The sequence below is a fragment of the Fibrobacter sp. genome, from assembly GCA_012523595.1.
Lineage (GTDB): Bacteria > Fibrobacterota > Chitinivibrionia > Chitinivibrionales > Chitinispirillaceae > JAAYIG01.
In genome coordinates, this window is sequence record JAAYIG010000068.1 from 1 (window position 1) to 12,558 (window position 12,558).

Annotated in this window: 6 protein-coding genes; 4 read left to right on the forward strand and 2 right to left on the reverse strand. The window is 43.6% G+C overall.

All coding sequences use genetic code 11. The annotated features are described in order from the left end of the window. Nucleotides 1–288: 288 nt before the first annotated feature. On the reverse strand, nucleotides 289–705 hold the full coding sequence (locus GX089_04050; protein ID NLP01645.1) for a hypothetical protein: 417 nt from the start codon (nucleotides 703–705) through the stop codon (nucleotides 289–291). Between the two features lie 404 nt (nucleotides 706–1,109). Between GX089_04050 and GX089_04055 the strand changes: the two genes are divergently transcribed. Next, nucleotides 1,110–1,553 carry a hypothetical protein gene (locus tag GX089_04055; protein NLP01646.1) on the forward strand — a complete coding sequence of 148 codons (444 nt, stop codon included), beginning with the start codon at nucleotides 1,110–1,112 and terminating at the stop codon, nucleotides 1,551–1,553. Nucleotides 1,554–1,825: 272 nt separating this feature from the next. Continuing rightward, on the forward strand, nucleotides 1,826–7,957 hold the full coding sequence (locus GX089_04060; GenBank protein ID NLP01647.1) for a hypothetical protein: 6,132 nt from the start codon (nucleotides 1,826–1,828) through the stop codon (nucleotides 7,955–7,957). Between the two features lie 47 nt (nucleotides 7,958–8,004). Here GX089_04060 and GX089_04065 read toward each other — a convergent pair whose 3' ends face one another. Continuing rightward, a complete protein-coding gene (locus GX089_04065; GenBank protein ID NLP01648.1) occupies nucleotides 8,005–9,216 on the reverse strand; it encodes an MFS transporter in 1,212 nt (403 codons plus the stop codon). A 382-nt stretch (nucleotides 9,217–9,598) separates the two neighbouring features. Between GX089_04065 and GX089_04070 the strand changes: the two genes are divergently transcribed. Together GX089_04070 and typA are read left to right on the forward strand one after the other, a co-directional pair. Beyond that, on the forward strand, nucleotides 9,599–10,600 hold the full coding sequence (locus GX089_04070; GenBank protein NLP01649.1) for an alpha/beta hydrolase: 1,002 nt from the start codon (nucleotides 9,599–9,601) through the stop codon (nucleotides 10,598–10,600). 116 nt (nucleotides 10,601–10,716) lie between these two features. Then, nucleotides 10,717–12,555 carry a translational GTPase TypA gene (typA, locus tag GX089_04075; GenBank protein ID NLP01650.1) on the forward strand — a complete coding sequence of 613 codons (1,839 nt, stop codon included), beginning with the start codon at nucleotides 10,717–10,719 and terminating at the stop codon, nucleotides 12,553–12,555. The last annotated feature ends 3 nt before the right edge of the window (nucleotides 12,556–12,558 follow it).

The window sequence follows — 12,558 nt, forward strand, 5'->3', positions numbered from 1 at the left end:
AAATAATCCATACACCAACTATTCTGAGGTTTACACAAATTTTTCAGCACTCTCTTTAAGGCTGCGCAAGGTTGTTTCAACAATTCACCTGCGAGGTGAAAAAATGAAATAAGGTAGAGTCTCCTAAAGGCACCTCTGGGGTAAAATAAGGATCAAAGATAAAGTCCTTAATTCTCCTCTGGGGTGAAATAGAGAGACCCAAACCAGAATCCTTATTTCATCTCTGAGGTAAATCCCCTTAACGGGGAATCCGACTTTCTGCCGCATCCCCCAGTTTACAATAAAAACTCAGAAGTTCCACTCATAATAGGTAGTTGTAGTGTGCCCTTCCTCATCAATTTCGTATTCTGCCAGAACAGGTTTTTTACACAGACGCTGCAGTTCCTCGGAATCCGAATTGGTCATAGACTGCAATGTAAGCTGGACTTTACCCTCATACCCCTTTTTGGTGGAATACCCCATCCCGATGACATGGTAGGAGACATAATCCCCGTTTTCGGTAAACATAACCGCCTCACCATCATCATACTCAACGCCTTCAGAATTGATTATCGCTCTGCTTGTTCCTGCTGCTTTAAATTCGATCCCCAGAATTTTCCCTTTGTCCTTGAAGTCATATTCACATTTAGTATAATCCGCAGCAACCTCAAGTACCCGCATTCCGGTTATCATCCCCATGTCCTCTCCTATTTTTTCGGTATGCATATTTCCCCCTTGTATTTACATAGAACTTTTACATAGTTAAAAATTTGGAAATGCCCAGCACCTTAAAGATTGCGATATGATTGCCAGAGGTATTGTAGTGATCGAGATGTGCTTAATTTCACCTCAGAGAGGAAACCTTGACTTAAACCATTAAATCACTGAATCATCTCTGGGGTGAAAAAGAAGCAAACCCTACCCCGGGATTATGTCTATAAATCAAAATCCTTTTTTTTTTACCTGAACCCTCTCAACAGCAGCGAAATTTTGTATATTCAATAAAAGCACCAATCCAGAGATATCGGGTATCTCACTTTCAGGCTTTCATTTAAAAACAGAAAAACAACTCAAACCACATCGGTCCCAAAAAAACCAAACAAACTCAACTTCACAAGATGGGAGGTTTTATGAAAAAAACGATGATGTCTATGCTTATCATCGGTGCCTTATGCAGTAGTGCGTTTCCATTAAAGCTCGGGCTGGAATTTCAGACCGGCTCCGATCATTTAGTAGGTGCAAACCTGCGTATAACAGACATGGTTGAATTAAAACCCCAGATAGGATTCCAGGCTTCTGATAACCATGGTGCATTTGGACTCGCTTTCAGCGGTAACTTCTATCTGCCAAATTTGGGAGATTTACAGCATTATGCAGGAGCTGGGTTCAGACTTGATTTCATTAAAGACTCGGACACACAATTTGGATTGGATGGACACTATGGGGTACGTTATGATATTAACGATATCTTTGGTGTATTCGGAGAGCTAGGAGTGTTATTTGACCTTGCTCCTTCTTTCTTCATGTCTTCCTATAAAGCCGGTGTTGGTTGCACATTCTATTTAATCAGATAATAACAGGCTAACGGGAATCTTTTCAGCAGCTTTTAAGCTGCTGAAAATTCCACTCTACAGAATTGACCGCCATAGCATTCCACCCCAGTAACATTTTGTAACACTTTTCCAACCAATAGCGTTTTTCCTGATAGAGAGCCTCTTTCCTGTGTTATTTTTCCTTTATGATTCACCTCAGAGGTGAATTTGTGATTTAACGTGTTAAGTCATTCTTTCATCTCAGAGGTGAATTTAAAAGCCTTAAACTCATCACCCCTCACCGGAACAAAACCATGAAACAGAACAAATATCGCTATCTGATCAACAGCAGCCTCTTTGTCCTCCTTATCAGCCTCCCCCTGATATCGGTCGAAAAATCAACAACCAATAAGGCAGATATTTTTGCAGATACATGGCAGAGTGTTAATTCACTCATAGATGATGGACTGACAGAAACCGCATTCGATTCTGTCGAGAGCATTCATAAAAGGGCTAAAAAAGCAGGTAATGCCGATCAGGTGATAAAATCACTGATCTTCAGTTTCCAGCTCCTTTCCAGTAAAGAAGAGGATGCTTTAATAAAAGTCATCTCCCGGTTGAATTCTGAAATTAAAGAATCGAGCTTCCCTGTAAAACCGGTGCTGCATTCGATGTTGGCAGAGTGTTACTGGAATTATTACCAGAACAACAGGTGGAGTATCTTTGATCGCACTCAGACAGACAGCCCGGTCTCTGAGGATATCCGGACATGGGATTTACGGACAATCATGGAAAAAGTAATCAGTGAGTATTACCTTTCACTAAAAGATGAAGTAAAACTCAAGAAAACCCATATTGACATTTATGACGAGATTATTAAAGATCGTAATCCTGATAAAAAACTGCGGCCCACTCTCTATGATCTCCTCGCCCACCGGGCATTGGATTTCTTCTCTGTGGATGATCACGAGTTGACAAAACCCTCTTTCGAGTTCACTATCAACAGCCCGGATTACTTTCTTCCATTCGACCGCTTTGCGAGAATCGATATCAAGACCGAGGATACAGCATCACTGAAGTTCCATGCCATGCTTACCCTTCAGAACCTTATCTCATTCCATATAATGGATAAATCCCCCGATGCCCTTGTGGATACAGACTTGAAGCGACTCGCATTTGTCTACAGACATTCGGTTCTCCCTGATAAAGACTCTCTCTACCTCTCGGCTCTTCTGTCACTTGAAAAAAGATTTCCAAACAGCCCTGCATCGACAGAGGTCATATATCAAATAGCCCTCCTCAAACAACAATTGGGAAGCAGCTACATTGCCGGTGAGGATGAGAAATACAGATGGATGAATAAAGAGGCTTTAGAGGAATGTGAGAGGGCGATTAAAAGATGGCCAGACTCCTATGGTGCAGGTCAGTGCAAGGCACTGGCATCGAGGATCAAAACCAAAAACCTCGGCTTCAATGTGGAATCTGTTAACCTGCCGAACAAGCCATTTAAAGTACTGCTATCATACAGAAATGTTGCGAAAGTTTATTGGCGGATTTTGGAAATCGATATAGACAAATACCAGAGCATCAAAAGCCATGCTCATGATGATAGTATCGCTGCTAAACTGGCTGCAATCAAGCCGATAATGGAATGGAAAACAAATCTTCCTCTGCCCCTGGATTATCAAAGCCATTCAGTAGAGGTCCAGATGCCTCCACTTACTCTGGGACATTACACGATTCTCTGCTCATCCAGTCCCGATTTCAGTATTAATGGTCAGGCTGTAGTTTTCGGATCGGTCCAGACCTCCCGCATGAGCCACATAAACCGTCAGAGAGAAGGAGGTGGGCAGGAGTTCCACATTCTCGACCGCCAAACTGGTCATCCAATACAGGGTGTAACCGTGAAAGCCTGGAAACTTAATTATGATGAAAAACGACGTTCTTACCAAAGGGTACTCCATGGTAAATATCTCTCCGATAAGGATGGTTTTGTCTTTATCCCCCCGGAGGATGCTCTCCGGTACACAGAAACTTCAATCGAACTGATCAAAGGTGATGATCGGCTGCATGTAAACCGTCAGTATTCCCTGTACAAATTTAAAACTCAAAAGCCTAAAACGAGGCTGAGTACATTTTTTTTCACTGACCGGAAAATTTATCGTCCCGGACAGAAGATCTATTTCAAAGGTATAGTACTCAGAACCGATGGTGAGAGAAGCGAGATCGCTGCTGGATATGCCACTTCTGTCAGACTCAACAATGTGCATGGTCAGGAAGTCTCAAGGCTTGAACTGACAACTAACAAGTACGGCTCCATACACGGATCCTTTGTTGCTCCTGTCAATACACTTAACGGACAGATGAGTATTGTCGATGATCATGGCTATGTCGGTTTTTCGGTGGAAGAATACAAACGGCCCGGATTCGAAGTTAAAATAGATCCTTTCAAGGGAACAAACCGTCTTGGAGAAAAGATCCGCGTTACGGGTCATGCCAAAGCCTATGCCGGCTCCCCGGTAGATGGTGCAATTGTGAAATACCGGGTTGTCCGTACAGCACGTTTTCCCGATTGGTGGTGGTGCTGGAGAAGACCTTCAAGATGGAGCAGACAGATGGAGATAAGCAGTGGAACTGCTGTAACAAACGATACCGGCGGTTTCTCCATTGATTTTACCGCAATAGCCGACAAGTCAATTCCAGAATCAGAAAATCCCATATTCTCTTACAATGTTTCCTTTGATGTAACAGATATAAATGGTGAAACCCGCTCCGCATCAGGTACTGTCAATGTAGGATACGTTTCACTCACATTAAATGTAGACGTAGGGCAGCAGGTTAGCAAAGAATCACAGCTATCCTTTCCAATTAATACAGAAAACCTCAATGGTACATTTGAACCAGTCAAAGGAAATATCAAAATCCAGAGGCTGGAAAACCCGAAGACAATACACAGAAAGCGGCTCTGGCAAAAGCCAGATACAACAATCCAGACAAAAGCCCGGCACGATGCACTCTTTCCGGAAGATATTTACAGCAACGAGGATGATATAACCACATGGCTCAGAGGTGAGGTAGCTTTTAAAGGCAATTTTGATACCCGGAATGATAAAAATCTGGATCTCACAAATGCAAAGAGGTGGAAATCAGGAGTATATGTACTGGAAGCAGAAGCTGAGGATCGCTCAGGGATTAAAGTGAAAGATACACGTTATTTCACGCTGTATTCGGAAAAAGAAAAAGTGCTCCCCTACCCTCAACCGGACTGGTTTGTACCTGTCAAATCAAGATGTGAACCCGGAGACACAGCGGTGTTTCTGGCAGGATCCGGATACAGTGATGCAAAACTGCTTTACGAGATCGAGCACAGGAATCAGATAGTTAAAAAAGAATGGCTGGATTTGAATAAGATGCAAACACGTCTGCAAATTCCAGTCGAGGAGAAACATCGTGGTAATCTCTTCATCCATGTAACTTTTGTGCATTCTGGCCGTACGTATAATCACACAGCGGCAATTGAAGTCCCCTGGACAAACAAAGAACTTGATATATCATTTGAGACTTTCCGGAGCAGTCTCTACCCGGGAGAAAAAGAGGAATGGCGCCTGAAAGTAAGTGGGAAAGGAAAGGATAAAGTCGCTGCCGAGATGGTAGCAGCCCTGTATGATGCATCACTCGATGCCTTTACACCTCATAACTGGTACTTCAGCATCTACCCGCATTTCAGTGCCGGACAAAAATGGAGATCCCATTCAACAGACCAGGTCGAATACACACGACTCTGCAGCCGTAACTGGAATCAACATTCAGAGTATCCTCGCAGAAACTATCCGTCACTAAACTGGTTCGGGTACCAGTTCCGGAAATTTATTGCCTATGCCCGTGGATATGGAGGAGGCCTTGCTGCCGCATCTCCTGAACTCGAGTTTAAAAAAAGCAGCACTCCTGCGCCTGCCGGTTTGGCAAAAGAAAGAGTATTGACTAAAAGTCTGAAAAGTGAATCGTTCATGGGAGTAGATGCCATTGATGAATCTCATATAACAAGTGAACAGAAGGACAAAGCACACACTGAGAACCTGTCTGAGATTAAGGCACGGGTCAATCTCGATGAGACTGCATTTTTCTTCCCCTCACTTGAAACCAATGATAGAGGTGAGATCATAGTGAAATTTCAGGTCCCTGAAGCACTCACCAGGTGGAAAATGCTGGGATTTGCACACACGCGCGAATTGGAATACGGATTGACATCAAACGAGCTTGTAACCCGTAAAGACCTGATGGTGATGCCCAATCCTCCGCGGTTTTTCAGGGAAAATGACCGGATTACCTTTTCAGCCAAGATATCCAATCTCTCTGATGACAATTTGTCCGGCACAGCACAGCTTTTCCTTTTTGATGCTGCATCCATGAAACCGGTTGACAATGAATTCGGTAACGAAAAAGCAAAGGTACCATTTTCAGTAAAAAAAGGACAGAGTACTCCTCTGCAATGGGATCTGAAGATCCCCGATGGAATCGGGGCAGTAAATGTCAAAGTAGTGGCAAGTGCAGGTAATTTCAGCGACGGCGAGGAACGGATTATTCCCGTATTGTCAAACAGAACTCTTGTCACCGAAAGCGTTCCGCTCTCCATCAACAGGAAAGGAACGAAAAAGTTCACCATACCCGCTCTTCTGTCACAGAATGATTCCTCAAGCACCATTGTAAATCACAGATTAACCTTGGAGTTTACATCTAATCCTGCCTGGTATGCAATTGAGGCACTCCCCTATCTGATTGAATACCCCTACGAGTGTTCAGAGCAGATATTCAGCCGCTTTTACGCAAATAGTCTCGCCGCGCATATTGCAAATTCATCACCGAAGATAAAAGCTGTTTTCGATCAGTGGAAAAACGAGTCTCCTGATGCGCTCCTTTCAAACCTGGAAAAGAACCAGGAACTTAAATCTCTTCTGCTGGAGGAAACTCCATGGCTTCTTGACGGGAAGGATGAATCTGAAAGAAAAAAACGTGTAGGTCTGCTCTTTGACATTAACAGGCTCGCTAAAGAAAAAAAGAAAACCCTGGCAAGACTTAAAAAACTTCAGTTGAAAAACGGTGGGTGGCCCTGGTTTGAGGGAGGTCCGGATGACCGCTATATTACACAGCATATTGCCATCGGGCTTGGTCGACTGGATCATCTCGGAGTACTTCAATTGCGCAGTAACCATAGCCTGAAAAACATGACAACAGATTTTCTCATGTATCTCGATGAACGGATCAGAGAGGATTATCAAAGGATAATGAAGCATGCTGCCCCGGATAGCAATAATCTTTCTGAGATCCATATCCAGTACCTTTACATGCGAAGTTTTTTCAAAGATATGCCAGTGGAGAGAAAGAACAGAGAAGCATTTGAATATTTCCTCGGACAATCAAAGAAATACTGGCTCAAAAACCGCAGATATATGCAGGGGATGATAGCCCTGGCGCTAAACCGTTATGGCGATAAGGTCTATCCCCAGAAAATCCTCACATCATTAAAACAAAACGCCATTGTCAGTGAGGAGATGGGTATGTACTGGAAAGAGATATATGAGGTAAGATCATGGTGGTGGTACGATGCCCCGATAGAATCACAGGCACTGATGGTGGAGGTTTTCGAGGAATTAGGAAATGACCCGGTTTCGGTTGACAATCTCAAAACCTGGCTCATTAAAAGTAAACAAACACAGAACTGGAAAACTACCAGGGCTACTGCGGATGCTTGTTATGCACTGCTCCTGCGTGGAACTGACTGGCTGGCAAATCCCTCCAATGTATCCATCTCTCTTGGAGATATAAAAATCAACGCCAAAGATGGAGGTAGGGTTAAAACAGAGGCTGGAACTGGTTATTTTAAAAAATCATGGGCATCAGAGGATATCAGGCCTCAGATGGGAAATATCACTGTGACAAAACAGGAAAACGGAGTATCATGGGGAGCAGTTTATTGGCAGTATTTTGAACAGATGGACAAAATTAAAGCCGCTGAAACACCACTTAAACTGAAAAAAAGTCTCTTCGTTTCGAAAACAGCACACACAGGTAAAAAACTGTCACAAATTGATAAAAGCACTATTCTGAAACCGGGTGACAAGATCACTGTGAGAATTGAGCTCAGGGTTGACAGGGACATGGAGTATGTGCACATGAAAGACATGCGGGCATCTGGATTCGAACCTCTGAATGTATTCTCCGGTTACAGGTGGCAAGGCGGACTGGGGTATTATGAAAGTACCCGCGATGCAGCCACCAATTTCTTTTTCTCATATCTGAAAAAGGGTACCCATGTCTTTGAATACCCACTTGTGGTGGCACATGCCGGTGACTTCTCAAATGGTATCACGACAATCCAATGCATGTACGCTCCGGAGTTCACGAGTCATTCGGAGGGAGTAAGAGTTGTTGTTACAGGTCGCAAGTAAGGGACTGTCTCGGTTGCCTTGACTTGCGACTGCAACTTTATTTCTTCTCAGCTCCCTGAGATTTGATGTCGGATTGCAGGAATGAAGAAAGACACTATCCCCAGTACTGCAATCAAAATCCCGGCGATGAGAAATGCCTCAGGGACACCTGTCCGCTTTGCAAGAAATCCAGTAAACAGAAGACCTGTTATTGACGGTACGAGTGAAATGCTTCCATAAAATGAAAACACACGTCCCTGTGCCGATGGTTCAACGGTGGTCTGAAGAATTACCATAAAAGCACTGGAATATACAGTCATCGAGACCCCTCCCAGAAAAGTAAGTACCATAAAAGCATAGAATCCGCTCTCTGGCAGACGTCCTGAAAAGGCAAATGAAAGCCCGAGCAGAATGTACATGGTGTTAATCAGGATTACTTTGCTTATACGGAGTTTTTTGATCCCAAGAATAGCTCCACCAGCAAGCATCCCCACACCCCATGCTACCTCGATGATACTCACCTGGTAAGTTCCTCCCCCGAAATGATCCAGTGTCATAAGCGGGAAAAGTGCCGCAACAGGAAGTATAAAAAGCAAGGCTGCAACAGAGACTATGAAAAGCCAGAGTAAACCCCTATGGATATATATTTCATGAAGTCCCTCTTTCATTTCTCGAAATATATGCGGCGCAGGAGCATCTTCCCTTTTCTCAGGGTTGGGAATACGTACCAATAATAATGATGTACAGGCAATAACAGCCCCTGCGACATCGAACATAATAACCTTGGGCATATCGAGAACACTTATCAGAAATGCCGCAAGGGGAGGCCCGGCAATTATACTTCCGGACTGTATGATCTGATTAACACCTGATATTCTCATCAGTTCCGATTCCGGGGCAAGCAGAGGTACAGATGCCTGCATAGCCGGGATGTGAAAAGCGTTTCCCACAGAGCGGAACATGAGAAGGATATAATACAGGGTGATATCTATCTCCCCTCTTAAAATCAGTATACTCATTACTGCGGAGCAGAGAGCTACAAACAGATCTGCAGAAATCATTATGCTTTTCCTGTCCCACCTGTCGATCAACACCCCGGCAAAAGGGCCAAGCACCAGTTGAGGAAGCAGTGAAGAGATTGCAGCAAACGCCAGCACTTCCGGCGATCTGGTCTCTGTGCTGAGCCAGAATATTACGGCATAACCGACAGTAATACTGCTCAGGGTCGAAATAATCTGACCTGACCAGATAATTGCGAATATTTTTTTCCATTCAGTCATTTTTTCCATCCATTCTGAAACAATAATAAACAATCGCTTTCCCGGTTTTAGCGGTATAAAAAATGCTAATCCAAATATGAAAAACGTTCGGACTCTGAAAAGAAGATTCGGCTATATAGCCTTATTTATCGCGGAAATGAAAGGATGGATACATGCTCATGATGAGATAAACCTTTTTTAAGTTAACACCAAAATAATAAAATTCCGATAAAAAGTATATAAAAACAGAACAAATCCCCTGCAGTTACTTTCCGGATTGATTGGTTTATATGGTGCATAAAAAAACGTGCAAACAGCCATAGGTATTACGAATTCAACTGTATGTCACGAATTATTTTCAATACCATTTCATGAATGGCAGATTTCATCGGGGAAACCATAGTTGTTAATACAATCACTTTCGATCCTCTTTCTTTTTCCGGTTCTCGCATGGTCATTTGACATATCCGAGGTCGTGAAAGAAATCGGAGACCTCGACCTGCAGAAATGCCCTGTTTACTCATCGCATATCAATGATTATTTCAGATTTTACTCTCTTAACTTTACAGATCCTGTAAAGCATTACTTTGGATATGTAAAATCCGACTCTTTCAGAATCGCTACCCATGTTTTTATTCCTCCTGCAAGTCAGGGAAGTGTTCTGATGACCCACGGTTTTTTCGATCATTCAGGGATTCTTAAAAATCTTATAAAACTTTGCCTTGATCTGGACTACACCGTTGTCTGTTTCGATCTCCCCGGTCATGGATTGTCCTCGGGAGTGAGAGCATCGATTGATAACTTCTCTGAGTATGGAAGAGCATTAGCCTCTGTGCGTAAAAAAGCAGAGTCTGTCATTGACAGCAGTCTTATTATCACCGCACACAGTACTGGCTGCGCTGCTGCATTTGAATACCTGACACTTCCGGACAGGGCAGCGGTAAAAAAAATGATCATGATTTCTCCTCTGGTCAAGATGGCCTGGTATTTCCCTGCAAGGGCCGGACTGGTAATTCTTTCACCTTTTACGCAAAGATCCATGCGTCTGTATCGTAATCAATCATCGGATAAAGAGTTCCTTCATTTCCTGAAAAACGACCCGATGCGGATCGATCACTTTCCCTTCCGCTGGGCCCGCTCTTATTTCTCCTGGTTTGACAAGACCCGATCATGGGAGATAAGGAAAGAACCGGAAATCTGTGTCATTCAGGGCACAAAAGATGATGTGGTAAACTGGAGATATAACATTGATTTTCTGAAAAGTAAGTTCACAGACATTAGTATCCATTTGATTAAAGGTGCGCGACATCAAGGGATGAATGAAGCAGGAGTTTTCAAGGAGGAATTTGAGAAGATCTTCAGGAATGAGCTGAAAAAAGTATCAATCTCTCATCCACACAGTTAAACTGACTCTTATTATCCTGATTAAGAATAAACTCCCTTATCCATCTGAAATCAAGGAATCAAATCTTAAACAGAATAACAGTGTTAAAGAAAAAAATCTGATAAACGGGACAAAAAATGAGGAAAAACGATTTTCGTAACATCGCTATCATAGCACATGTCGACCATGGTAAGACTACACTTCTTGACGGAATGTTAAAGCAGAGCGGAACCTTCCGAGAAAATCAGGTTGTAGCAGAACGGGTTATGGACTCCATGGATCTTGAAAGAGAACGCGGAATAACTATCGCAGCAAAGAATACATCTTTTCATTACAAAGGTGTGAAAATCAATGTTGTGGACACACCCGGACATGCCGATTTCGGTGGTGAAGTGGAGCGCAGTCTCAATCTGGTAGATGGAGCGCTGCTTCTTGTAGACTCCAGTGAAGGCCCACTCCCACAGACCAGATTTGTACTTAAAAAAACGCTGGAAAAGAAACTGCCAATTATACTTGTAATAAACAAGATCGATCGTCCCGATGCCAGAATTGATGAAGTGATAAATGAGGTTTATGATCTGTTCATCGATCTTGATGCCACCGAAGAGCAGATTGATTTTCCAATCCTGTATACAAATGCCAAATCCGGTGTGGCACATCTTGACCTGAATGACAACTCGACAAATCTCCAGCCGCTGTTTGATAAAATTATCGAGTACATTCCCGCTCCTCCGGCAAGCGATAACGACATACCACAGTTGCTTGTCACAAATCTCAGCTACGATCCCTACGTAGGACAGATAGCCATGGGCAGGCTTTCAAGCGGAACACTGGAAATGAACAAGTTTTACAGTCTCTGCGGAACAGATGGTATCAGAACCGGTATAAAGTTCTCAGCCTGCTATACTTTTCAGGGATTGCAGAGAATTCAGGTCCCCGAACTTATTGCAGGTGATATCATAGCAATTGCGGGAGTCGAAGGAGTGCAGATTGGAGATACGATTTCCGACAACGAAAATCCACAGCCTCTCCCGCGGATAAAAATAGATGAACCAACCATCTCCATGATTTTCTATGTAAATAATGGCCCGTTTGCCGGCAGGGAAGGCACATTCCTGACATCAAGACACTTAAAAGAACGGCTGGTGAGAGAAACTCTGGGTAATGTATCGATGAGAATAAGAGATATTGGGCGCCCGGATGCCTGGGAGATGTGCGGCAGAGGTGAACTTCAGATGGCTGTTCTGATAGAAACAATGCGCAGGGAAGGCTATGAGTTCATGGTTTCAAAACCCAGAGTGATCACAAAAGAGATCAATGGGAAAAAAATGGAACCGATGGAAACTGTTTACCTTGACATACCAGAAGATCGGGTAGGCATAGTTACTGAAAAACTCTCTGTACGTAAAGGGAAAATGATGTCGATGCACAATCATGGGCATGGACGGGTGGATATGGAGTTTCTGATCCCGTCACGCGGACTGATCGGCTTCAGAAGCCAGTTTTTGACTGACACCAAAGGTGCAGGCATAATGAACTCGCTTTTTAACGGGTATGCAGAGTGGTTCGGCCCAATCCCCCAGAGGACAAACGGCGCTCTTGTAGCCGACAGACCGGGAAAAGTAACTACCTATGCCAGTCTCGGGATGTCTGACAGAGGAGACCTGATTGTGACGGTAGGAACTGAAGTCTATGAGGGAATGATAGTAGGAGAAAGGAATCGTTCCGAGGACCTTGTTATCAATATCACCAAAGAAAAGAAGCTTACCAATATGAGAAGCTCTACAGCAGAGGCAACTGTAGTGCTAAGGCCTCACCGGAATCTCTCTCTGGATCAGGCTATAGAATTCATCGCCGAGGATGAGTTGATAGAAGTCACTCCCAGAAGCTTCCGTTTGAGAAAAATGGAACTGAGTGCCGCCAAAAGAGCTGTCGCACGTAGCAAGGAAAAAGCTGCTTTACTGGAAAATGCCTGATAT

Coding starts and splice junctions, on each gene's coding strand:
- GX089_04050 (NLP01645.1), bottom strand. CDS start 705: ATGCATACCGAAAAAATAGGAGAGGACATGGGGATGATAACCGGAATG.
- GX089_04055 (NLP01646.1), top strand. CDS start 1,110: ATGAAAAAAACGATGATGTCTATGCTTATCATCGGTGCCTTATGCAGT.
- GX089_04060 (NLP01647.1), top strand. CDS start 1,826: ATGAAACAGAACAAATATCGCTATCTGATCAACAGCAGCCTCTTTGTC.
- GX089_04065 (NLP01648.1), bottom strand. CDS start 9,216: ATGACTGAATGGAAAAAAATATTCGCAATTATCTGGTCAGGTCAGATT.
- typA (NLP01650.1), top strand. CDS start 10,717: ATGAGGAAAAACGATTTTCGTAACATCGCTATCATAGCACATGTCGAC.